The sequence below is a fragment of the Streptomyces sp. NPDC000594 genome, from assembly GCF_040299965.1.
In the GTDB taxonomy this organism is placed as follows: domain Bacteria; phylum Actinomycetota; class Actinomycetes; order Streptomycetales; family Streptomycetaceae; genus Streptomyces.
In genome coordinates this window covers 64,817-89,025 of record NZ_JBEPCY010000033.1, presented here as the reverse complement: position 1 = coordinate 89,025, position 24,209 = coordinate 64,817, and the positions used below count along the sequence as shown (strand labels likewise).

Below are 24,209 nucleotides of genomic sequence, written 5' to 3'. Positions count from 1 at the left end.
CCCGGCAGATACCGTGCTCGCAGCAGACCTCCACGGGAAAGGGCCGACCGGATGCAGGTAAAGGAAAACTTCATGATCACGTGACAACGCCGCAGCTCACGAAGTATCCGCCCCGCCCGCGCAGGGGTAGCTCGGCGGCGGGCGCCCCGTGGTCGTCACCTCCGTGATCAGCCCCGCCCGCGCAGGGGTAGCTCTCCGGAGGGCCGGTGCACCGCACCTGGCACGTCATCCGCCCCGCCCGCGCAGGGGTAGCTCGGTCCGAGTCGGAGCCGGCGGGTTGTCCTGCTCATCCGCCCCGCCCGCGCAGGGGTAGCTCGATCGAGCGCCCGCAGGCGGTCGAGCGGTTCTAATCCGCCCCGCCCGCGCAGGGGTAGCTCGGCTCCGGACGTTCGACCGCCAGCTCACTCTCCATCCGCCCCGCCCGCGAAGGGGTCGTCCGTACCGGGCGCACGGTCCGCGCTCCTTCGGGCCATCCGCCCCGCCCGCGCAGGGGTCGTCCGTTGGCGTAGAGGTGCCGGATGCAGTAGCCGCACTCTTCCCCGCCCGCGCAGGGGTCGTCCTTCGGCGAACAGTACGCGGTAGGGCTCTAGGTCGTCTTCCCCGCCCGCGCAGGGGTCGCTCGTACAGAGATGTGTACCAAGGTGGCTCCGTTCCGTGGCAGGGTGCGGTCCCGTAATGTCTGCTCTCTCAAGATCGGAGAACGGTGGAAGGGGATCTTTTGGAGGAGAGTGAAGCGCGGAGACGTGCGGAGGAGTTCGGCCGGGCCCTGACCGACCGTTGGGATGAGTGGGCCTTCGAGCTTGGCCTCGTGGCGACCCCGTCCAGCAGGGGTGTCTATGGCTTTACCTGGTATCCCACGGTGAAGGACGAGCGGGGGCGCCGGATCAGGGTCGGGGGGAACTGGCCCATCATCGTCGACCAGAACGCCGGGGCATGCCGACTCGTGCACGGGACGGAGGAGATGGCCGCGCTCAGGGGCAAGTCCGGAGCTGATGTGGTCCGCTTCCACGACGCCCGCACTCGTCGCCGGCGCCGCAACAATCGCTAGCCCGGCGGGCCCCCGCCGGATCCGACATCCTCATCTTCCCCGCCCGCGCAGGGATGGCTCAGTTGTTGGGCCCGGCCCCTGGTCGGCTTTACGAGGAGAGCGACGCGGTCGGAGGTATCCGCCCAGCCCGCGCAGGGGAAGCTCCTGGCTCCTGACCGGGGTCTGACCCGCCGTCCTGTCCGCCCTGCCCGTACAGGTGTGGCTCTTCATCCGAGGCCAACTGCGATGGAGTGTGCCCGGACGTAACAGGCAACCGTCCGTCATCAGACAGGCCTCGGGACTGGGGCAGCGGGTGGGTGGCTGGGCGCAGGGCGCGGTGATGTGAGCAAGGGGCGCTTGTTCTGTGTGCGTGCCTTCGGTGGGCCGTTACGCGCCGGGGTCGGTGGGGCGTGGTTGGGATGGTGTGCGCCTACGATCGCGGTATGGATCCAGCAGAGTTCGACGGCCTTGTCCGGCAGGGTCCGGTGGATACCCTGTCCGTTGCCGATGCCGCCCGGCAGCTTGACGCTGTCACCCGGTATGTGGCCCTGGGTCGGGAGGACCTGGACCGGCGTGAGGCGGACGGTGACGTTCCCGCCCTCGACGCCGCGAGAGCGCTGGGCTTCTTCCGGGACGCTCCGTCGGTGTCGCTGACCGATGACGCCGGCAGGACCGTCGCGGTGGTCGTTTCCCCGGCTGTCCTCGAAGTCCTCGAGGACGCTCTCGGTCTCCTCCAGGGCGAAGTGGACCGGCTGCGCGGCACGAACGCGCCGGTGACCACCGGCGAGTTGCGGGACCAGCTGGGCGGGCGGATGGCGTCGTGAGCCAGGTCATCTGGGAGAGAGCGGCCAGAGAGGCCCTGGCCCAGTACGGCAAGGGTGATCCCACCGGTGTCGATCAGGTCCTCGACAGCGTCGGCCTGCTGCTGGCCAATCCACGGCCTTCCGGGGCCCAGGACTGCGGAAAGGGTACGTACCGCATCCACGTCGGCCGGTACCGGGTCTGGTACACGATCAAGCAGAGCAAGCCGGTCGTGATCGCAGTGGACCACGTCGGCCGGGTCGGCTAGCAGAACCGTGAGCAGTGCCGCAGCCGCCAGATCAGGCTGTCCGGGGCTCTCCGCTGCCCCGCACGTCGATGTCCGGTACGGCCGCACGTCACCTGGCTCGCTTCGCCTGCGAATCTCCCTGGGATGGTGCCAGCGTCCGGGCTCTACCTTGCGGACCGATGCCAGCACCCAGGGCAGACTGGGAGTCTGGTACGGCGTGGCCGGACCGGGCCGTCCCCAGCCGTCGGCGGCGTCGACCTGGAGCAGCCGCTCGTCCTGGAGGACCTGACCCGCGAGCATGTCCGCGACTGGCGGGCGCGAGGGATGAAGGGCCATCAGGCCGTCTTCAACCACATCGACCAGTACGGCGAATCGTCGGCGAGGAGGCTGTTCAGCAACCGGCTGGTCGACGAGGTGCTGCGCCTGGCGGGCACCCGCCACCTGGTCCTCGGGCACATCACCTGGGGGGCAGGCGTGAACGGGGAGGTGTCCGGGGTCGACCTGGCCCGGGTCGCACTGCGGGCCGCGATGAAGCAGGCCCGGAAGAACGGCAACGGCCCGAAAGCGAAGAAGAAGCCGCGGACTGGTGCGACGGTATCCGCCCCGCCCGCGCAGGGTCATTCCGCGTACCACACCCGCGTCACGAGCGATGCGAACTCTTCCCCGCCCGCGCAGGGCCCGGTGGGTGTGCCATCTGTGTGATGGTCCGAAGTGCTTCGAGCGGGGTGGTCTCTGGCCCCGGGTCGCCCCGCGGGTCAGGGCTCGGCCGCCGACCCTGGTCCAGCCGCCACGGTCGTGGTCGTCCTGGTCAAGGTGCCGAGGTCCGCAGGGTCCGTCGATTGCGCCTGTCGTAGTGGCCAGGTCGGCTGTTGGCGAGGCCGGTCCGGTCGTCCGGTACCAGGCCGACACCAGATGCTTCGGTTCCGGTCCCGGCGAACCGGCCGCGCCAGCCCAGCCCGGCAGATACTCTGCCGCTCAGCGGTCTCCCCCGCCGAGAGGTTTGCTCAGATGCAGGTAAACGAAAACACCATGATCACGTGACAACGCTCCAGGTCACGAAAGTATCCGCCCCGCCCACGCAGGGGTAGCTCGGCCATGCTCCGCATCGCGGAGTCCATGGTCGGATCCGCCCCGCCCGCGCAGGTCGTTCTCTGTTACATGCCATGTAACAGATCGGGGGTTCCTCCTCCCTGCCCGCGCTGGGCTCGGTGGGGAGCGCCGGTGGGCGTGTGCCGCCAATTCACTGGTTCGAAGTGTTTTGAGCGCGGTGGTTTCCGGCCCGGGGTCGCCCTCGGCGGGCGGGTCTCGACCATCGATGCCTTGGTCTACCAGCCAAGGTCGCGGTCACCCTGGTCGAGGCACGGAAGCGGGCAGGGTCGGTCGACTGCGTCTGTCGTAGTGGCCGGGCCGGCTGTTGGCGAGGCCGATCCGGCCGCCCGGCACGAGGCACCGACACCGCCTGCTCCGGCTCCGGTTCCGACGAACCGACAGCGCCGACCCAGCCCCGACAGATACTCTGCCGCTCAGAGTCTTCCACCGCCGAGAAGCTTGTTCAGATGCAGGTAAACGAAAACAGCATGATCGCGTGACAACGCCGCAGGTCACGAAGTGTCTTCCCCGCCCGCGCAGGGGTCGTCCGAGAAGAGAGAGCCCCGTGGCCAAGACCGCCACGTCTTCCCCGCCCGCGCAGGGGTCGTCCCCCGGACCGATACGACGAGCACGTTCTCCAGTAGTCTTCCCCGCCCGCGCAGGGGTCGTCCGTCGGCGGGGCGGCCGCACCGGACGCGGGCGCCGTCTTCCCCGCCCGCGCAGGGGTAGCTCACCGCCCTCCCAGCATCCCCGTGGCCACCAGCCCATCCGCCCCGCCCGCGCAGGAGTTCTGGAGAGGGGTCGGGCCGGGACGCGGAGTCGTGGGGCCAGGGCGACTCTGGTGTGGACCGTGTGTTCTGCGGGGTCTGACAGACCGGTCCGGCCCTCGGGTGCCGGGGCACGGGCTTGCCCCCGCCGGGCTGTGCGGCCGCGGCCTCTACTGCCGATCCTGGAGTTCCGCCCACCCAGCCGCACCCTGCCCGTGCCCGGCGGGCACACCCCTGGTGCAGTTGTCTCCCGGCCGCCGACCGGTGTTCCGGTCACGGTTTGCCTCACAGGAGGGCCCCGGTGTCCGTGCTCTGTGACACCCTCGCCGTGCCGGGGCACACTGGTACCTACCGCATGAGGAGGTGGAGGAGTGAGCGTTGCCAGCTTTATGCATCACCACGGGCCCTGGACCGTTGCCGATGTCCTGGCCCTGCCCGAGGACCGCTCCGTACGCTACGAACTGCTGGGGGAGTCCCTCGTGATGTCCCCAGCCCCCGGGCTGCGCCACCAGCGCGCCAGCTACAGGCTCCACGTCGCCCTCGACGCAGCCGCGCAGGCCGCCGATGCACCGGTGGAGGTCCTGGAGGCGATCAACGTCACCCTCCCCTCCGGGCTTGTCGTCCCCGACATCGTCGTCGCCGATGCCGGAGCGACCGCCGAGGACACCGTCAGCATCGACGCCGAAGCCGTCCAGCTGATCGTCGAACTCGTCTCCCCCGGCAACAGGACCATGGACCGCAAGCTGAAGCCCCTCCTCTACGCCGAAGCCGGTATCCCCCACTTCTGGCGCCTCGAGTTCGACCCCGCACCCCGCCTGATCATCAGCGAACTCGACCACGGCCGCTACACCGAGAAGACCATCGCCCTCCCGGGAACCGTCACCCACGTCGACGAGCCCTTCCCCATGAAACTCGACCCAGCCGGCATCACCCGCCAATAGCTACCCCAGGACCGACCACATCTGCCCAGGCACGTCCATGGGCCGGTTGGCGTTCGCAGTGCTACCCAAGACAGACGTCTGGGCTGCCCACCCACGTATAAACTCGCGCTCCGTCGCTTCGGTCGCTGCCGCGCCATGCCCACCACACCCACGACCACCGGCGGACCCGCTCTGCTCCTTCCGTACGTGCGCCGTTCCCAGATCGGGGAATCGAGTGCCCTTGCCGCTCTCATCCGCCGTCCCCGCACAGTGGTCGTGCTTCCCCTGGCCATGGGTGCCGAAGCCCGGGGTCATCGCGCTCAGCCCTCCGGTTACGAAGCCCCAGCACCAGTTGGTCCAGTTCCAGCGAACCGGCGACGCCGACCCAGCCCCGGCAGATACCCTGCCGCTCAGCAGACGACCACAGGGAAGGGATCTCCTGGATGCAGGTAAAGAAAAACAGCATGATCACGTGACAACGCCGCAGGTCACGAAGAATCCGCCCCGCCCGCGCGGGGGTAGCTCGAAGACGGACTGGATCGAGAGCTGCATACAGAAATCCGCCCCGCCAGCGCAGGGGTAGCTCGCGCTGGGGGTGGTGGGGGGTGGGGAGCATGGCATCCGCCCCGCCCGCACAGGGTTCGTTCGACCTGGTGGTTTGAGGTCGTGGTCATCGCCTGTCCGTCCCGGCAGCCTTCCTGCGCCTGCATGTTTGGCGTGTTACCTGGCTGAGGCCCGGCCGAATGCAACCGGTCGGGCCACGGCATCAGGCGCTGGAAGTGGTCAGGTGGTCCAGGAGCTCAGCATGTATCGGATGGTATGGAGATCTTCCCCGGTGGTTTCGGCAATCACTGACAGAGGGCTTCCGACGATGTGGTGGAGGACCACGGCCTGGTACTGAAGAGGGGACTGAGCCCTGGGACTCAGCAGGAGCGGGTGTGTGTCGATCCGGGCTGTGAGCATGCGCCAGCACACGGTCGCAGGAGCTGCATCCAGGAGGATTGCCGCCCAGCGGACCAGGGCGCGGGTGAAGGTGGCGCGGACGATGGGGTCGGCGTCGTGGGGTTGGAGATGCGCGCGGGCGTAGGCGAGGTAGCGCGGCTGGTGGAGGGCGTAGAAGGCCTGGAAGTCGGCGGGGACCGGTGGGCCGGGTGGGCAGGGGTTGGTCTGCATCGTTTCCTCACGAGGGGGGTTACCCGGACGTGGTGGCTGGCAGTGGGGTGTGGTGTTGTCCGTTGTTGGTCTGAGCGGGCAGTTGCTGAGGGTGGATTGGTGGAGCGTGGTCTTGTGGACTCGTAGCCGGGGCTCGGGGCGCAGGGGTGAGCTGCTTGCCGCAGGGCAGACGGTGTGCGTCACCGCGGTGGGGTGTTCGGATGCGGCTTCCTGGGGGAGCGGTGAGTCGAGTGCGGTGTCGTTGGTGGTGTGGCGCGGGATCGGGCTGGGGTGTCGACGCATGTTCGGCGGTGCGCTGGCGAGGCAGAGTCTGGGGAAGGTGATTCCGGGTGAGGTCGGGGCGGTTTCGGTGTCGCCGGGGTCTGCGGCCGGGCGTTCCTGCCGGGTGAAGGTGGTGGTTCGGGAGGAGCGCCGGCGGGGGAGGGGGACCAGGCGCCTCAGCCGGTCGGCGGGCCAGCGCTTGCGGATGCGGTTGGCGCTGAGCTGAAGGTGTGCTCCCAGGCTTGCCCAGGTCTCGCCGCGTGCGCGGCCTCGGGCGATGGCAGCGCCTTCGTAGCGCTCGGAGAGTTTGCGGAGTTGTTCGCAGTAGGAGAGCACGGTGGCGGAGTCGGCGTGGTTGCCGACGCGGATGCACATGTCGGTGGTCAGCTTGAGCAGGTCGTCGGCGACGAGGGTGCGAGCGGCCTGCTGGACTGCGTCGCAGCGCGGGTGGGAGCCGCTGGAGCGGCCGGGCGGGAGGGTGTATTGGTGTTCACAGTCGGGGCAGGTCAGGACACGCCTCGGCAGCATCTTCGGTGCCATGGGGCAGAGAGCCTCTTCTTCTCGCCAGATGGTGGGTTCGTCGGGTGGGCAGTGCGGTCGCTTGAGGGCCACACCGCTGCCGTCTGCGGATGATCTGGATCGCTTCGGGCCGGTGTGGCCTTCGGTGAGCAGGAGAGGGCTGTTCCACTCGGGCTGCTCACCGACTCAGGCGTGTTTCAGGCGCTGGTGGATCGGTTGGGGCCCGGTTGTGTGGAGCAGTTCATCACCTGGTCGGCGTGTGCCTGGGGAAGCGGTGGGTGTTGTTCCGGCACGAGGGGCGGCGATGGCCTGTCGACGGGGATTGCGGCGAGGGTGACGAACTGGCGAGCCGTCAGAGGTTTTCCCGGGGCGGTGAAGAGCAGAATGCGGGGGACGGCATCGGTTGCTGCCGTGTGGGGACGATCCACGGGGTGCTCCCTTCGGAGTCCTGCAGGGGTTCGTTGTCGACAGGCCCTGGCTCGGTTGGCTAGCCCCGCCAGGGCCTGTGCCGGTCTGATCAACCGGTGATGAGGAATTTACGTCCGGTGGGTACCGTTGCGCTCTCTATACGGACTGTTACGGCGAGAGACGACCACCAACGGTTTTACGGGTGGGGCGGTTTATCAGTTGTCGATGACGGCGCCGCACCTGGATTCCGGCCAATCCTGGGCGTCGTGCTTAAGAGTGCGAGCCGGTCGGTTAGGTCTCGGCCTGGAGCTGCCATGCAATTTCATTTGATCATTCGAATGTGTGAGTGATTGCCGGACCTGATGCCGGGAGGTCGCCGGTGGTCAAATGATTCGAAAATGTACGAGTTTTCCCGTTGTGCGAAGTGGGGTAAGTCCCAACACAGCGACAACGGCCCGGAACCCAGAAGCCCGCCCTCCCAACGAAGCGCATGGGGACGACACCCATCGACAGCCGGTTCCAGCCTTCCCTGAGCGTGCAAGGGCCGGAAGCATGTCTCCGCCATACGACGTGGTGCAAAGGCTTCCGCATACCCTCCCCGAGCCCAGCTGCTTTCCTCTTCCCGAAGGAACGAACACCGGAGACCGTGAACCGCTGCCCCTCATTGCTGGTGGCCCACTTCCGTCAAAGCGCTGATCCCCGCCCTGGCCGCTCTACAACCCGGACACGTCCAGGAGGCAGTCGAGCTGACGAAACCACCGACGAGACCGGGCACCCAACCACACTCTCGTACGGGCCTGCAGCGATGCCCCTGGATGCCTGGTCCCCACGGGGAGGGCGAGAGCCCCGGGGTGAGCAGAACATGCTGCCTCACTCGTGCGGCGTCTGCATCCTGCCTGTCGACCTCCGCTGCGGAAACCCCTGGTTTCAGCACGAAAACCCAGTGCCAGGCTTGGCTGGCCTGTTGGATAGATTTCTGCAGAACAGAACAGAGAGCCCGGAGAACGCGGGCACGACAGCGCAACGAGTACCGAGAGGGCAGGGTGGGGACGGGGAAGAGACCGGGGCGACCGTGGGCACGAGCCAGGAACACCTCCGAAGAGCTCAACAGGCTTGTAGAGCTCCTCCGCCAATGGCGGGACGAGGCCGGCATCAGCGTCAACCAGCTGCACGGCAAGCTGGTCGCGGAGCATTTCCACGATCAGCAGGTGCCATCAGTACACGCTCTCACCCGTCGACTGGCCGGCCCAGGCCTGACCTGGGAACTGATCGAGGCAGTAGCCGACGTGTGCACAGACGGCGACGCTGTCACAGAAGCGTCCATGCGCACCCGCGCCGCAACACTGTGGCAACGCCACCAAGCTGGCCACACCACGGCGCGCCATGAGCATGCCGGATCGGAGCTGCTCCTCGCAGCGGAACAACGGACCGTGACTGCCCAGAAGCAAGTCATCGAGTTAATGGAGGAACGCGACCGAGCTCACAGGGCGCAACAGACAGGTGAAGCGGCCCGGCAGCAGGCACTACAGACGACGGTATGGCTGCTCACCATGCTGGACCGGACTCAGATAGAAAGAGACAGACTCGCGCGCGATGTAGCGCGACTCAGCGCAGCAGACAACTCAGCTGTGGACCCCCAGCGCGCTCACGACGAGCTCAGCCGCGCTCAGACGCTGATCAGCAGTCTGCAGGAGCAGCTCACCAGGGCCGAGACCGAGCGGGACAAAGCCCGCCAGCTCGTGGATCAGGCCACCCGCCGAATAGAAGAACTGGAAGTCGAAGTCCGAACCCAGGCCAACGATCGACCAGGTAGAGAGCCACCGCCAACGAACTGCCCTGTACTACTTACCGACGCTACAGGCGCCAGCACCGAGACCCTCGGCGTAATCGGCCAAGCCCTGGACCATGCTCGGGAAGCCCTGGACCGCGGACGGGATGCCGTCCGCACCGCCGCCAAAGACTTGATGTCCTCCCACCTCCAGCCCACTGCCACCCCAGCACCCGCCGCCGCGCCCATCGACCAGAAGACACCAGCCGGGCGTTTCCTCAACGCTGCGATCAGCAGCATCAACCAAGCGACCGACGTGGACGAGACCGTTCTCGAACTCTGCCGGGCCCCCGTGCCTTCCTTCGCGGACGCCGTCTTGGTGCACCTTCGTGATCCCCTGCCAACCCCCATCCCCCGCCCCCTGGGGCCTCTGGTCCTCCAACTGCGCCGCATCCACCATGACCACGGCACCCGTCGGCCAATCATCCTGCCTGAGGAACCGGTCGAACTCGTTCAGCCACTATCGTCCGACGCCCTGGGCAGCGTGCTCTACGCCAAGCAGCCCGTTCTCGGGGACTCGAGGGAGGGCCGAGGTGCGCTGCGCGAGCTCCTGGGCCCCGGTGGATACCCACCGCCGGAGCGTCGAGCCATCCTCGCACCGCTGCAGCACGACCTCTGGATGGTCGGGACTGTCGTGTTCCTCCGCGACCCCGGACGGCCCGAGTTCACGACTGGTGACCTGGAGGTGGCCAGCAGTCTTGCCGACGCCGCCGCGCTCGGCATCATGACGGCGGACCCCCACGGACAGGGCGCCAACCGTGTCGGGGACATGCTGCGCCGTACTCGGACAATGCCTGACCTTCCTCAGGACGTCCCTGTGCATCTCGCCCACCGCTGCCGAGGCGCGTTCGGAACCACGCACGTGGGGGGCGATTGGTTCGACGCCGTCCCTCTGCCGGGCAACCGAGTGGCGTTCATCGTCGGAGATGTCATGGGGCGTTCGTCAGATGCCACCGCGATCATGAGCCAGCTGCGGTTCACCATCCGAGCCCTGGCCAAGCGCGACCTGCCGCCCCGGGAAACACTCAGCCGGCTGGACGAAAGCATCCGCTTGTTCGGCACCGACGCGGCAGCCACCTGCCTCTACTCGGTCTACGACCCGGAGGTCCGACAGATCAGCCTCACCAACGCTGGCCATCTCCCCCCGATCATGCTCTGCCCGGACAAGCCCGCCTTCGTCCCGCCCATGCCACCCGGGATTCCGCTCGGTGCCGGCCACGAAGGCGGAGGCTTCGAGACCGTCGAGCTGGACACCCCACCCGGAGCCATCCTGCTGATGTACACAGACGGCCTGGTGAAATCCCGACTGGCCGACCTCGACACCGGAATCGAGTACCTGCGCCGTCGAGTGGACGGTGCATCCCGTACCGAAGACCCGCACGATCCGCTCTTCCTGAACTCCGTCTGTGACGAGATCATGGACGTTCCCGGACCTGGAGGCCGGGACGATGACATCGTCCTTCTCGCTGTCGGCTTCCCCGCTCTGCCACCTGCTCGGTGGCGCTCCCGCCCGCGAACCAGCAGGCATCTCCGGATCGCTGCATCATCGCCCTGAACAACCACCAACCCCGCTCTGCAGAATCAACTGGCACATCCACGCCGCGCAACGCCTGTTCACCCGGCGTTCGTCGTGACCGTCGGCGATTGTAGGGCCTCGGCCACTGGGCCCTTGGCTGCACCCCGTTTCCGGCGTGGACCTGGCCGGGGTCGCGCCGTGGGCTACGGTGGAGGCCGTCGGCCGAGCACCCGGTCCGATAGTGCGCCCGTCCGGGCGCAAGCCGACGGGCCTCGAAACGGCGATCTGCGCGCTGGGCACCGAGCGGGCAAGGAGTTCCCGGCCACCCAGGGGCCGCTTGCCCCGCAGGGCACGGGGTGCTCTCCTGGCCCCTGCCACTCTGCAGCGCGCGCCGTCGGCCGAGGACGCTGCCCACGCCGGTCACCGGCCGGAGGCCGCAGCCGTGGTGGGCTTGACTACGGTCGGTCCCTGGCGAGCCTGCCAACGCCGGTGGCCGGAACGGCCGACCCTGCTCTGGAGGCCCCGTGCCCGACACCCCCACCTCTATCCCCATGCTCACCGAGTACGCCTGGCACCTCCCTTGCCCCCTGTGTGATGCCGAGGCCCGCCAGCCCTGCCACGCTCCCCGCAAGCAGGGCAGTCACGAGCGGCTCAACCGCCTCCTGACCCGCAACGGTCGGGACCCGGTCGCCGCGCCCGAGTACGGGTTCATGCACGCACAGCGCACCGAGGCCGATGCCCGGCACCGCTCCCGGGACATCGACCTCGCGGTCGACGACGTGCTCCTCTTCCCCACCTGCGCGGGGCTCGCTCCCTCTGCACGACCACCGCTCCATGACCGGGCCCTTCGTCGAACTCGTCCTGGGTGTGGGTGCTGAGGCCCTCAAGATCGTCGCCTCCGGATGTGCGGGAGCAGCTCGGCCAGCGGGCTGTCCCGTTCGACGTCGTCCCGTCCGCACGTATGACGTTCCGGCATCAGCTGGTCCGATTCGGGAGAACCAGCGACGCAGATTCAGCCTCGACAGATACCGTGCTCGCAGCAGACCTCCACGGGAAAGGGCCGACCGGACACAGGTAAAGGAAAACTCCATGATCACGTGACAACGCCGCAGGTCACTGAGTATCCGCCCCGCCCGCGCAGGGGTAGCTCCTCTCAGCACTCCCGGAGCAGTGGTGCACCGAGATCCGCCCCGCCCGCGCAGGGGTAGCTCGCACAGCACAGCCTCGAAGACGACCTCTTCATCATCCGCCCCGCCCGCGCAGGGGTAGTTCGCAGCTTGAAGACCTGCGGGACATCTACGAGAAACCCGCCCCGCCCGCGCAGGGGTAGCTCGGTGGCCCCCTCGCGTTGATGGGATCACGCAACATCCGCCCCGGCCACGCTGGGCCCGGCCGAGGGCGCCGGTGGGTGAGTGCCGCCAATGCACTGGTTCGGTGTTTCGAGCGCGGTGGCCTCCGGCCCGGGATCGCGCTCGGGGCCGGGTCTCGACCACCGACGTACTGGTCCACCCGCCAAGGTTCGCGGTCTCCCTGGTCAAGGCGCCGAAGTCCGCAGGGACCGTCCCCCCTGCAACTGTAGGAGTACCCGGGCCGGCTGTTGGCGAGGCCGGTCCGGTCGTCCGGTACGAGGCAGCGACACCGTCTGCTCCGGTTCCGACGAACCGGCCGCGCCGACCCAGCCCGGCAGATACTCTGCCGCTCAGAGCCTTCCGGCGCCGAGAGGCTTGCTCATATGCAGGTAAACGAGAACAGCATGATCGCGTGACAACGCCGCAGGTCACGAAGTGTCTTCCCCGCCCGCGCAGGGGTCGTTCCAGCGGCTCCAGCTCAGCGGGGGTGTACGAGGAGTCTTCCCCGCCCGCGCAGGGGTCGTTCGTTCTTCCCCGGCCGCCAGTAGCCGGTAAAGGGGTCTTCCCCGCCCATGCAGGGGTAGCTCGTCGGCGTAGAGGCTGCGCATGAGGACGGCGCGATCCGCACCGGCCTCGCAGGGGCGCTCCCGGTGGGGCGGGTCCCCGGGCACGATGACCTCATCCGTCCTGCCCGCGTGGGGCGGGTTGCTGTCGGCTGTGCGGGATGGCTGGATCGCTGCTGGTCCGCCGGGTTTGGCCCTGTTTAGCGTGAGTTCCTGTCCGCATGTTGTGACGGAGGAGAGCGGTATGGGCTCGATCAGGAGTGGTGGAGACGAGTTGGACGGTTCCGGGGGCGAGGCCGGGGGTGAGCCGGACGGTCACCCTGGTCAGCCGTGGGTTCCTCCGCAGGATCCGCCGAGCCCGGACGGCAGTGCCCCCGATGGTGAGGGCAAGCGCCGCAGGTGAATGTGGAGCACGATCGCCGGGATCGCCGTGAGCTGCTGGAGCGTTTGCGCGCGTCCGGTGCCCTGCGGGCCGACTGGGCGGCGACGTTCGCGGTGGTGGACCGGGCGTGGTTTCTGCCGGATCTCATGTGGCCCTATGACATGGGGTCGAGATCCAGCCGGGCCGTCGACCGCTGCGCTGATCCGGCGGCCTGGTACGGCTGTGCGGACGCCGATGTGCCCATCACCGTGCAGTGGGACGACGGCCACCATCATGGCACCGGTCCGGGACGTGTCCCGAGCTCGTCCGTTTCGATGCCGAGTGTCGTGGCGTCCATGCTGGCCGGCCTCGACATCCGGCCCGGCCACAGGGCTCTGGAGATCGGGACGGGCTCCGGGTGGAACGCCGGTCTGCTGGCACACCGCCTCGGCGATGACCGTGTCGTCACCGTCGAGGTCGACGAAGCGGTCGCCGAAGCCGCCCGGAAACGCCTGAACCAGCACGGCCTCCACCCCGCCGTCGTCACGGGCGACGGGCTCCTCGGCTTCGCGGCAGCGGCTCCGTACGACCGGATCATCGCCACCGCCGGCCTGCGCCGTATCCCCTTCACCTGGGTGGAACAGACCGGGCCCAGCGGCCTGATCCTCGCGCCCTGGGGAACCGCCTTCGGCAACACCGACCACCTGATCCGCCTGACCGTGAGCGACGACGGCCGCACCGCGTCCGGACGGCTGTCCGCCCCGGTGGAGTTCATGAAGATCCGCTCCCAGCGCCACCAGGTCGACCAGCCCGCCTACCTGCCCCACGGCTTCCCCGGCGACGCCACCACCGCCACCACCACGCTGACCGCGGGCGACCTCGGCGTCGACAGCCGACACCCGTTCACCACCGCCGCCGGACTCCTCGTCCCCGACTGCACCCTGATGGCAGACCGCCGCGGAAACCACGTCAGCACCTGGCTCTACAGCCTCAACGACCACTCCTGGGCCGCCACCGTACTCACCGACGGCACACCCCGGAGCACCGTCCACCAGAGCGGACCCCGCCGACTCTGGGACGAGCTGACCTCCGCCCACCACTGGTGGACCCAGAACAACCACCCCGGCCCCGACCGGTTCGGCCTCACCATCACACCCGAAGGACAAACCCCCTGGATCGACACACCCGCCAACCCCATCCCCCGCACATAACCCCCTCGCCCGGGCTGACTCGCTCAGGAGCGTCGTGGTGGAGCCGGACCAGTCGAGCAGTCCGACGGCATGGTCGTTCGCGACGCCCAGGAGGAGAAGGAGGAGAACGAGGCCGTTCGCCGGTCGCGCCGTGCCCTCAGAGGACATCCTGGTACACCCGTCGTCGTGCTCACCCTGACCCTGGGTACTCAGATCCACGGGCTCACCGCCTTCGCCTGCGGGCGGAGCAGCCTGGCCGGCCTGGTCGACCTCATTGCCGTTCAACCGGCATGCGGCTCCGGCACCAGCGGGTCGGGTTCCGCCGAACCGTCGGCAAGAGCTCGGTCCCGCCAGATACCCTGCCGCTCAGCAGACGGCCACGGGCAAGGGCTCGCCCGGATGCAGGTAAACGAAAACACCATGATCACGTGACAACGCCCCAGGTCACAAAGTATCCGCCCCGCCCGCGCAGGGGTCGTCCCCGGCCCGGATCAGTCCTCCGTACCGCCGCAGGATCCGCCCCGCCCGCGCAGGGGTCGTCCGCCGTAGAGATCGGTCCGGCCGATGCGGCCGTAATCCGCCCCGCCCGCGCAGGGGTCGTCCGGCGGTTCCCGGCCGCAAGAAGGTCGGCGACGGATCCGCCCCGCCCGCGCAGGGGTCGTCCCCGATACTGGACCCGTTATGGACATTCTCATCCATCCGCCCCGCCCGCGCAGGGGTCGTCCGCCGGGACATCCGTCCCCGGGTCCGGGGGCGATATCCGCCCCGCCCGCGCAGGGGTCGTCCGGAGCTGGTGGTGGTCGGTTTCGGCGGCGAGGGATCCGCCCCGCCCGCGCAGGGGTCGTCCCACTTCGAGCGGGCCGAGCCGATCGGTCCCACGATCCGCCCCGCCCACGCAGGGGTCGTTCGCTCGCCGCCCAGGGCCTGACCCACCGCGCCATATCCGCCCCGCCCGCGCAGCGCTCTCTGAGCGGCTCACCGTCACCAGCTCCTGCGGTCACCGGCCGCTGTAGCGGGTGGTGTTGTGCAGGCGGGTGGTGAAGCCGCCTGCGGTGTCGCGGGTGAGTAGCAGCAGGGGTTCGTCGGTGGGCAGGTCGGGGGTGTCGATGATGCCGCCGATCTTGCGGGTGGCGGTGATGGCGATGAGGTCGCCGTTGGGGGCGAGGTCGTCGAGGTAGGCGGTGTTGCGCTGGCCACGTTCGCCGTTGAGGAGGCATTTGGCGGCGCCGAGGACGCCGAGGGTGAGGCAGCCGCCGAGGAGGATCACGGTGGTGCCCTGCGCGAGGGTGAGGCGGGTGATGACGGTCAGGTCCGCCAGTAGTTCGCCTTCGGGCGCCCAGTTCGGAGCCAGGCGGACGCCGCCGTGGTCGGGGAAGGTGATGGCCGCGTCCGGGGGTGGGGTGAAGCGGTAAGGCAGATGGGGGCCGAACTCGGCGTAGGCGGTGTTGCGGTCGGGGGCGCCGAGGACGATCAGACAGTCGGGTTCCGCGTTGTAGTACTCGCCGGGGTGGAAGTCTCGGATGGTGGCGGCCGGGAAGGTCTGGGCGAGGTGGACACGGACGTAGAACAGGGCGTCGAGGTCGGCGAAGCCCGCGTAGCGGGCGTACAGCGGATCGCTGGGCCACGCCTGTGCTCTGTCCGCGGCGGGGAGGGCGGAGCAGATCACGTCCACGCGAGGGGCTGCGGTGATACCGAAGAACCGGGCCGTCCCGTCGGTGGGGGTCTTCCCTGCGGCGGATACGGGTGCGGCGCTGCCCGGTGGGGGCGGTTCGCTGACGTACGAGCCGTCGGCGATGAGCTGGGCGAGGGTATCCAGTGCCTGTCCGGCGTGGCGACGGACCGTCTTGGCCGAGCAGCCCAGCACCCGGGCGAGTGATTCCTGCCGTTCGGTCAGGCTGGGCCAGGAGTGCTCGCCCAGCAGGTTGAAGTCTGCGGCGGCGTAGCGGCGCTCGTGCGGGGTCAGCGCGTCGATGGCCCTGCGCAGGGCTGCTACCAGGCGTGTGGTCTCGCTCGCAGCGCTCGACAGCGGCGGGGTCCGGGCGAGCAGCAGCGCGCGGAGCGGTGCGCTGAGCGCGGTGACCGCGCCGGGGTGGCCGAGGGCGGGGCCTTGGCGCAGCCGCAGCAGCTCGGTGCGGATGTCTTCGGGGGAGTGTCGGGGCGGTGGGATCGCCATGTGTCCAAGGGTTGTCCAGTGGGCTGATTCTGTCCCGGTTTTGGGGTAGCTGGCGGGATGTCGACCCTGCGGGTGCTGCGGGGATGGTGGGGTTTCCTTTTTCACCCTGGAGGTGCCCGTGCGCACCGCTGTAGCACCGTCTCCGTCCTGGGCCCGCCCCCCCTATCCTCCGCCTTCTCTTCCGTCCCCGCCGGTCCTGCAGCCACCGCCCCGGGTGGAGACCGTTGAGCATCGCGCTCTGATGCTCCTGGCCGGAACCGTGAGGTTCCGGCTGGGAGCCCGCGTTTCGTGCCCTCACGCCACCGAAGGAGATGACACCCGTGGACGCAACGCCGGTGAGCACGCTGGTGCTCAACCCTGACGAGCTCGGCCCCGACCCGGTACCAGGCATGGACCTGGCGGTGAAGCTGGGTATCGGGTACCTGGAGGTCCGCTCGGCCGAGGGCGCCAATGCGGTGACGTTGCCCGCCGAGCGGCTGCGGCATATCCGTGCGCTGGCCGCGGAGCGGGGCCTGGCGGTGGTGGCGCTGGCCTCGCCGCTGTGGAAGTGGTGCTGGCCCGAGGCGACGCCCGGGAGGGTGGACACCTTCGGCTTCCCCACCCAGGTCCCGCCCGGGGAACGGCTGGGCTGGATCGAGCGGGCCATCCGGGCCGCGGTCATCCTGGGTGCTCCGGTCGTGCGGGTCTTCTCCCACCTGCGGGTCGAGGAGGAGTGGACCGAGCGGTTCGCCGGTGACCCGCTGCTGGCCGTGGCCCTGGATCTGGCGGACGGGGCGGGGGTGCGGCTGTTGCTGGAGAACGAGCCGGTGTGCACTGTCGCCCATGTCGGGCCGCTGCTGGAGGTGCTGGAGCGGTACCGCGGGCAGGGCCTGGGGCTGTGGCTGGATGTGGCGAACCTCCACGAGGTCGGCCAGGCTACCCCGGACACGATCCGCGCCCTGGCCCCGTACGTGGGCTACGTCCACGTCAAGGACTACCGCCCCGGGCCCGGCGGAAGGCGGGTGTTCTGCCCGGCCGGTGAGGGCGCGGTTCCGTACGGTGAGGTGCTGCCGCTGCTGCACGCCGCTCGTCCGGCGCTGCCGTACGCGCTGGAGACGCATGTGCGCGAGCGCCCCGCCGATGCGCTCACCGCGGGGGCCGCGTTCGTGCGGACGGCTGTCCCGGGCGGTGTGGCGTGAGGCGGGTGCTGCTGGTCGGGGCCGGTGAGGTCGGCGTCAAGCACTTGGCCGCCCTCGCCGTGATGCCCGGAGTGACGGTGGCCGGGGTCGCCGACCCCGCCCCGCGTACCGCACTACTGCCCCAGGGGGTACAGGTGTTCGCGTCCACGCCGGTGGCGCTGGCCGCGCTGTCTCCGGACCTGGTGGTCGTGGCCGCGCCGCCCGGCGTCGCGCTCACGGCGGCCCGGGAGGCCGCCGGGGCCGGGGCTGCGGTGGTGGTGGAGAAGCCCGCCACCACCGACCCGGCCGCCCTGGCGCCCCGGTCGGGCGACGGCCGGGTCTTCGTGGGCTTCCAGCCGCACTTCGCCCCTGGCCTGGCCCGGCTGCTTGCCGAGCGCCCGGCCGTCGTACGGGCGGAGGTGACGCTGGCGGTGCGGCGCGACCCGGCCTACTTCCGCAGCTGGCGCCGCAGCTACGCCACCGCCGGGGGAGTGCTGCACCAGCAGGCCGTCCACGGCCTGGCGCTCGCGCTGCGGCTGATGCCCGGCACGGTGGAGACGGCCGACGCCACGGTGGTACACCGCCGTGGCCTGGCCGAGACCGAGGACCACGTCACCGCCGCCCTCGCCCTGACCGGCGGACGGACGGTGCACGTCGACGCCCGAGTCGACCACCACGGCCCGCCCCGCCACAAACTCGACCTCCACCTCGCCGACGGGCGACGCCTGCACGTGCGCGGCCGGAACCTCGGAGCCGGACTCGGCGACCCCGCCGCCGCCCCCACGGACGAGGAACTGCGGCGCGCGATGTACGCCGCGGTCCTCGATGCCGCCGACGGGCGCCCCATCCATCCCTGCCTGTTCCCGCTGACGGCGCTGCGGCGCCCGCTGGAGGTGATCGACCGTGTCTACCGCGACGCCCGTATCGTCCGTGCGCACGCCGCTGCCGCATGAGCTGGCCGTCGAGGTCGTCGAACGCAAGGGCGTCGGCCACCCGGACACCCTCGCCGACGGCATAGCCGAACTCGCCTCCATCCGCTACAGCCTCCACTGCCTGGACACCGCGGGGGCGGTGCTGCACCACAACCTGGACAAGGTCGCCGTCCTCGGCGGCCGCGCGGCCTTCACCGATACCGGCGGCGTCTACGACCGGCCGCTGCGCATCGTGCTCGGCGGCCGGATCTCCACCAGCTTCGCCGGCCGCCCGCTGCCGGTGCGGGAGATCCTCCACCAGGCGGCCGTCGACCACCTGCGGACCGCGCTGCCGGGCTTCGACCGCGTGAAGCTGGAGATCCGGCAGGAGACGACGGACTCGTCCAAGTTCCCCCACTGGTTCGCCCCTCGCTCGCTGGACGATCTGCCGGAGCGGCGGGCGGCGTTCTCCAACGACACCGCCTACCTCGTCGGCTCGGCCCCGCGGACAGCCACGGAGAGCGTGGTGCTGCTGGCCGAAGCCTTCTTCCGCCGCCTTCCGTGGGCGGGCAGCGACATCAAGGCCCTCGCCGTCCGCGACGGCACGAACTGGACGGTGACCGTGTGCGTGCCCGCCCTCGCCGGGCACCTGACCAGCTCCGCGGAGTTCGACGACGCGGTCACCGCCGCCGCCGGAGAGCTGACCGACCTGCTTCAACAGCGGCTGCCGGGCCGCGTCCGGGTGGTGTGCAACACCCGCAACTCCCGCACCGGCCCCCTGTCCGGGCAGTACTTCACCCTGTCGGGGTCGGCCGTCGACTATGGAGAGGACGGCCTGGTCGGCCGGGGCAACGCCCGCACCGGAGTGATCAGCGGCGCCCACCTCGCCGGGAACGAGGCGACGTTCGGGAAGAACCCCGCGTACCACGTCGGCAAGGTCGGCGGCTGGCTCGCCGACACCGCCGCCCGTACGGTCGCCGCCGAGTTCGGCCCGTGCCGCATCGCCCTGCTCTGGCGCAACGGCGCCCCCTACGACCAGCCGGCCTCCATCGAGATCACCACCGCCCGCCAAGCCCCGGCGGGAGCGGCAGAAGAGCTGGTGCGCGCCGTACTGGCCCGTACCGACTGGATGGTCGATCTGCTCTCCGGCCGCTACCTGCCCTGCCTGGAGCCGGTCGAGGACCTGCTGGCCGACCTCGACCGGGCCGCCGGATGAGCGGGCACCGGCTGACCACCGGCCACCACTCCGCCTTCCTCACCCTTCCCGGGGACGTCGACAGCGCTGCCGCGCGGACAGCGGCCGGGGCTCTGCCCGGCGGCTGGACCCTGGAACCGGCCGCCAAGGGAAGAGCGGATATCGAGGTCACCGTTGGGGAGCCGGACGTCACCGCCGACACGCATACGGTGCGCGTCCGGGTTCCCCGGCCGGTCGCGGACTCGGACACGCTCGCGTACGTCACCTACACCGCGCTGGAGCGGGCCCGCCAGCAGCAGCACAAGGTCACGGTGCACGCCACAGCCCTGCACAGTCCCGGCGGGCGGGCGGTGCTGCTGCTCGGCGCGAAGGGGGCGGGCAAGACATCCACGGCGCTTGCCCTCGCGGCGCGAGGCTGGACCCATGCTGGAGACGACCTGGTCGTCCTCGGCGAGAGCGACGACGGCACGGTGGCGGTGTGGCCGGGGAAGCCCACCGCCGCCGTCCGCGACCCGGCCCACCCGCTCGCCCCCAAGCCCCAGCGCGCCCTGACACCGTTCACCGCAGGCCCGGCCCCGCTGGCGTGCATCGTCCGCATCGCCGTCCACCCGGCCCTGACCACCCCGACGCTGGCACCCGCGGCACCGCTGTCGGTGAACGAGAAGCTGCGCCTCCACGAGCTGCTGGCCCGCTACATCTCCGGCCTGCCCACCCCCCTCACCGGCGTAACCGGGGTGCCGTACGGGCCGGTGTGGCCACTGGACACCCCCGCCCTGGCCGCCTGGCGCAGCCACCTCATCGCCCAGCTCACCGCCGGCCGGTTCGGCTACCTGCACGCCCCCGATCCCGAGACGGCCGCCGACCTGCTGACCAAGGAGACCGACGCCGGATGAGGTCTGCCGCGATCCTGCCCAGCCGCAACGAACCGACCACCATCGCCGCCGTCACCACCGCCGTCGACGCGGCCCTCGGCGGGGCAAGGACGGTCATCGTCCACGCCGACTCCTCCGACACCCCGGACACCGCCACCCGGTTCGCCGCCACCGCCACCCGGGCGACGAAAATGCCGCTGACCGGTCTGACCCGGGGCAAGGGAAGCCAGATCCTGACCGCCGCCCGCCACCCGGCGATGGCGACCGCCGAGGTGCTGCTGATCGCCGACACCGACACCCAGACCCCGGAACCCGAGGTCTACCGCGCCCTGCTGAACCGGGTCCGGGCCGGGGCGGCTCTGGCCATTGCCGACTACCCGCGCCACTGGGACGAGGCCAACCTCACCAACCACCTCGCCCGCCCGCTGATCGCCGCCGCAACCGGAATCGACGTGCCCCAGCCCCTCGCCGGTGACCTCGCCCTCTCCCGCCGCGCACTGGCCGCCGTGCTCCGGGCCGCCGAGACCCTGCCCCCCGGGCTGACGGCGTGCGTGGACGGATACGGCATCGATGCGTACCTCCTGCTCACGGCCGTAACATGCGGCCCCGTCACCTCCGTACGGTTCAACAGGCCCAAGCGACACGCCGGATCTTTCTCCCACCTCCCGGCCATCTACCACCAGGCCGTGCCCGTCCTGCTGCACCTGACCGCCGCCTGGAAGCCGGAACCCGGCCCGGCGAACCCGGCCCCCGTCCGGTACCGGGTCGCCGACCGCGAGATCGAGCCCGCCCGGCTTCAGACCATGCTGACTATGCTTGACAGCCTCGGCCCGAGCCCCGGCGGATACCCTGGATACTGCTGGCCGCTGCCCGCTGCAGACGCCTGGTACACCGTCAACTCCGGTGTATCAGCAGCTGATGCGGCCGACCGGCTGTGGCCGCATTACCTCCGGCGTGTGACCGACTGGCTCACCAGCGGACCACGCGCCACCACCCGGCAGCGGGCCGAACGGCTCACCGTCGCGCACACCCGCCTGCACACCGCCGTCCGCACTTCCCCAGGAGCCCCGTGATGACCGCCGCCCCCACCTCCGGCTTCTCCGCCTTCGCCCTGGAGCCCTTCCCGGAGATCCAGCTGGGCGACGACCTCGCCGGCACCATCACCGATGTCCTCACCCGCACCGACACCCGGCTCCAGAACGGGGACGTCGTGGTGGTGGCCTCCAAAGTCGTCTCCGTCGCGGAGAAGCGGCACGTCGACCTCGCAGACATCACCCCCGGCCCCGAGGCCCTGGCCCTGTCCGCCCGGACGGGCAAGCCCGCCGAGATCGTGCAACTGATCCTCGACTCCTCCACCACCCACTTCCTGGCCACCGAGAAAGGGCCGATCATCGCCCGGCACACCCTGGGCTATCAGCTGACCTCGGCCGGGATCGACCGTGCCGGGAGCGGGGGAGCCTGGCTGCTGCCCGTGGACCCGGACGCCTCCGCCCGCGCCCTGCGTGACGCCCTGACTGCCAGCACCGGTGCCACCGTCGCCGTGATCATCGCCGACTCCGACGGCCGCGCTGACCGGCGCGGAGCCACCGTCATCTCCATCGGCGCCGCCGGGATCGCTCCTCTGCGGATCACCGAGCACGGCGGCAAGTGGCAGGAGGAGACCTTCACCGATCTCATCGCCGCCGCCGCCGGGATCATCCTCGGCCAGCGCGGCCGCGGTGCCCCTGTCGCCGTCCTGCGCGGCATCATCTACGAAGGCACCGGAGGCGAAGGCGTGGCGGCGATGCTCCACCACCGGCCGTGACCCTGCTGATCACGGGCGCCGCCGGGACCACTGGCACCCGGCTCGCCGCCGACCTCGCCGCCTGCGACATCCCGCTCCAACCGCTCAACCAGCGCCCGCCCGCAGAAACCGAGTTCGCCCAAGCCGACCTCCGCGACCTGGACGCAATTGAGAAGACTCCGCCAAAACACCCGCGTCGTCCACCTCACCGGACCAACCAGCACAGGCCGTTCGCCGCAATGACGGAGCACAACATCACCGGCATCCACCACGTTCTGTAGGCCGTCCGCCGCCGAGTGACGCGCGTGGTACAGGCAAACAGCCACCACGCCACCGCTCTAAACCAGCCGACGCGCCGACCGCACTGCTCGCGTCGGGTGACTTCTACGCCACCACGGACCATCCGGTTCCTCACGGTGTATCCGCCCCGCCCGCGCAGGGTCGTCCGGCGAGTGTCATCGGCCGCCCTGTGGCGACAGGATCCGCCCCGTCGGCGCGGGGGTAGCCCCCAGTCCTTCAGCTCCGCCCCGGTGGTGAGCGGACCCTCCCCGCCCGTGCAGAGCCCCGGTGTGGAGTGCTGGTGGGTGTGCCACCAGTGGGATGGTTCGGAGTGCTTCGAGCGCGTTGGTCTCCGGCCCGGGTCACCCACGGGGCCAGGTCTCGACCGCTGACGTCCTGGTCCACCCGCCAGGGCGTGGTCGTCCTGGTCGAGGCGCCAAAGTCCGCAGGGACCGTCCCCCTGCGCCTGGATGGGTAGCCCGGCCAAGGACCGGGCGATGCTCGCCGCGTACTGATCTGCCCCGCCCGAGTGGGGGACCGGGCCAGGTTGGTATCCGCACGGCTCGTCCGGGAGACGGGTCGTGATGATCGTCGGTCCTGTCCGCGCGGGGCAGTGCTGTCCGTGCCCGTAGGGGATTCTTAGTCCTGTCCGTGCGAAACGGGCGTTCCGTCGCTTGGGCCGCTGCCGCTCTGCCCGGCATACCCACGACCATCGACGGGCACGCTCTGCTCCGCTTGCTGGGTGGGGTGTTCCCGGATCGAGGGCTCGAGCCCAGGGTCGCCCTCGTACGCCGTGCTCGCACGGTGTCGCGGATGTCCTGGGAGTCGGCACCGAAGGCCTCAGGGCTGTCGTGCCGGCTGAGACGGAGCAGCGAACCGGCCGACCCGGAATCACCGAATAGCTCCGGCATCAGATGCTCCGGTTCCAGTTCCGACGAACCGGCGGCGCCGACCCCACCCCGGCAGATACCGTGCTCACAGCAGAGCCCCCTCAGTGAAGGGTCCGCCCGGATGCAGGTAAACGAAAACAGCATGATCACGTGACAACGCCGCAGGTCACGAAGTATCCGCCCCGCCCGCGCAGGGGTAGTTCTCTGAGGCGGGTGTGACGGGTGAGGCGAGCGGGATCCGCCCCGCCCGCGCAGGGGTAGTTCCCCGCCCCCCCCCCCGGCCCCGGACCACCCCGGTCATCCGCCCCGCCCGCGCAGGGGTAGTTCGACGACCTGGCCGACTTGGTCGGGATGGAGCGCATCCGCCCCGCCCGCGCAGGGGTAGTTCCCTCACCGCCACCCTCCGGCCGCCCGTCCCCGTATCCGCCCCGCCCGCGCAGGGGTAGTTCACCGGATGGGAACCCAATCACCTGGTCAGCAGGATCCCCCCGCCCGCGCAACGGCTGCTCCGACTTCGCTGTCTGCACACGGTACGGCCTGCCTGCGCGGAGCGTTCCTGGAGACAGACGTGGCCTTTTACCTCCCGCCTTCGCATTGGCTCTCGGTCGCTGGGCGGCAGTCATTGCTGTATTGGGATCATCATTTGACCAGACGCAATCAAATCTCTGTGCTGTTGGAATTGGGCCCTCCTCAGAAAAAACGTTCCTTCGGATCGCTAGTTCAACAGAGCGAAGGCAACTCTCCAATATGAACCGCTTACCTGATTTACGGAAAGTGTAAATAGAATATATGGGCAGAAATGAGACATTTCTTAGGGCTGGCGAGTGGTATTCAAACCTCAAGTTAGCCGCTTAGTAACCCGGCTCCAAGCTCAACCTCCTCGTCCAGGGGCCGCACCAAGCAGGTCCAGTGCATGGCCAAGTACAGACG

The 24,209-nt window shown here is 69.8% G+C and carries 15 protein-coding genes and 2 CRISPR repeat arrays; of the genes, 13 read left to right on the top strand and 2 right to left on the bottom strand.

The window, feature by feature from the left end; all coding sequences use genetic code 11:
• The first annotated feature begins 1,470 nt into the window (after nt 1–1,470).
• The 4 genes from ABT354_RS30815 (at nt 1,471) to ABT354_RS30800 (ending at nt 4,872) form a co-directional block, all read left to right on the top strand.
• On the top strand, nt 1,471–1,851 hold the full coding sequence (locus ABT354_RS30815; RefSeq protein ID WP_351499844.1) for a hypothetical protein: 381 nt from the start codon (nt 1,471–1,473) through the stop codon (nt 1,849–1,851).
• On the top strand, nt 1,848–2,096 hold the full coding sequence (locus ABT354_RS30810; protein ID WP_351499842.1) for a type II toxin-antitoxin system RelE family toxin: 249 nt from the start codon (nt 1,848–1,850) through the stop codon (nt 2,094–2,096). The genes ABT354_RS30815 and ABT354_RS30810 overlap by 4 nt, the downstream gene beginning before the upstream one ends.
• 303 nt (nt 2,097–2,399) lie before the next feature.
• Nucleotides 2,400–2,777, top strand: a complete 378-nt coding sequence (locus ABT354_RS30805) for a hypothetical protein (RefSeq protein WP_351499840.1) — start codon at nt 2,400–2,402, stop codon at nt 2,775–2,777.
• A gap of 1,543 nt (nt 2,778–4,320) precedes the next feature.
• A complete protein-coding gene (locus tag ABT354_RS30800) occupies nt 4,321–4,872 on the top strand; it encodes a Uma2 family endonuclease (protein ID WP_351499848.1) in 552 nt (183 codons plus the stop codon).
• 762 nt (nt 4,873–5,634) lie between these two features.
• Here the strand turns inward: ABT354_RS30800 and ABT354_RS30795 are convergent.
• On the bottom strand, nt 5,635–6,825 hold the full coding sequence (locus ABT354_RS30795; RefSeq protein ID WP_351499838.1) for a SigE family RNA polymerase sigma factor: 1,191 nt from the start codon (nt 6,823–6,825) through the stop codon (nt 5,635–5,637).
• A 1,709-nt stretch (nt 6,826–8,534) separates the two neighbouring features.
• On the opposite strand from ABT354_RS30795, the gene ABT354_RS30790 reads away from it, so the two are divergent.
• On the top strand, nt 8,535–10,595 hold the full coding sequence (locus ABT354_RS30790; RefSeq protein ID WP_351499836.1) for a SpoIIE family protein phosphatase: 2,061 nt from the start codon (nt 8,535–8,537) through the stop codon (nt 10,593–10,595).
• Between the two features lie 2,278 nt (nt 10,596–12,873).
• A complete protein-coding gene (locus ABT354_RS30785; RefSeq protein ID WP_351499834.1) occupies nt 12,874–14,040 on the top strand; it encodes a methyltransferase domain-containing protein in 1,167 nt (388 codons plus the stop codon).
• Between the two features lie 432 nt (nt 14,041–14,472).
• A CRISPR array of direct repeats spans nt 14,473–14,927; the repeat unit is 28 nt; unit sequence ATCCGCCCCGCCCGCGCAGGGGTCGTCC.
• Nucleotides 14,928–15,016: 89 nt separating this feature from the next.
• Here the strand turns inward: ABT354_RS30785 and ABT354_RS30780 are convergent.
• Nucleotides 15,017–16,192 carry a hypothetical protein gene (locus tag ABT354_RS30780; protein ID WP_351499832.1) on the bottom strand — a complete coding sequence of 392 codons (1,176 nt, stop codon included), beginning with the start codon at nt 16,190–16,192 and terminating at the stop codon, nt 15,017–15,019.
• A 320-nt stretch (nt 16,193–16,512) separates the two neighbouring features.
• Here ABT354_RS30780 and ABT354_RS30775 point away from each other — a divergent pair, with 320 nt between their 5' ends.
• Genes ABT354_RS30775 through ABT354_RS30745 form a run of 7 tightly spaced genes read left to right on the top strand, consistent with a single transcriptional unit; the run spans nt 16,513 to nt 22,391 of the window.
• Entirely contained in the window at nt 16,513–17,370 is an 858-nt protein-coding gene (locus ABT354_RS30775) for a sugar phosphate isomerase/epimerase family protein (protein WP_351499830.1), read from the top strand.
• Nucleotides 17,367–18,302 (top strand): Gfo/Idh/MocA family protein, encoded by a 936-nt coding sequence (locus ABT354_RS30770; protein ID WP_351499828.1) that lies wholly within the window; start codon nt 17,367–17,369, stop codon nt 18,300–18,302. The genes ABT354_RS30775 and ABT354_RS30770 overlap by 4 nt, the downstream gene beginning before the upstream one ends.
• Complete coding sequence (locus tag ABT354_RS30765) at nt 18,253–19,476, top strand: methionine adenosyltransferase (protein WP_351499826.1); 1,224 nt, start codon at nt 18,253–18,255, stop codon at nt 19,474–19,476. Before ABT354_RS30770 ends, ABT354_RS30765 begins: the two co-directional genes overlap by 50 nt.
• Complete coding sequence (locus tag ABT354_RS30760; RefSeq protein WP_351499824.1) at nt 19,473–20,348, top strand: hypothetical protein; 876 nt, start codon at nt 19,473–19,475, stop codon at nt 20,346–20,348. Before ABT354_RS30765 ends, ABT354_RS30760 begins: the two co-directional genes overlap by 4 nt.
• On the top strand, nt 20,345–21,400 hold the full coding sequence (locus tag ABT354_RS30755) for a hypothetical protein (protein ID WP_351499822.1): 1,056 nt from the start codon (nt 20,345–20,347) through the stop codon (nt 21,398–21,400). The genes ABT354_RS30760 and ABT354_RS30755 overlap by 4 nt, the downstream gene beginning before the upstream one ends.
• Entirely contained in the window at nt 21,400–22,131 is a 732-nt protein-coding gene (locus ABT354_RS30750) for a coenzyme F420-0:L-glutamate ligase (RefSeq protein ID WP_351499820.1), read from the top strand. The genes ABT354_RS30755 and ABT354_RS30750 overlap by 1 nt, the downstream gene beginning before the upstream one ends.
• Entirely contained in the window at nt 22,128–22,391 is a 264-nt protein-coding gene (locus ABT354_RS30745) for a hypothetical protein (protein WP_351499818.1), read from the top strand. Before ABT354_RS30750 ends, ABT354_RS30745 begins: the two co-directional genes overlap by 4 nt.
• A gap of 1,063 nt (nt 22,392–23,454) precedes the next feature.
• Nucleotides 23,455–23,728: direct repeats of the CRISPR family, unit length 28 nt; unit sequence ATCCGCCCCGCCCGCGCAGGGGTAGTTC.
• Nucleotides 23,729–24,209 lie beyond the last annotated feature (481 nt).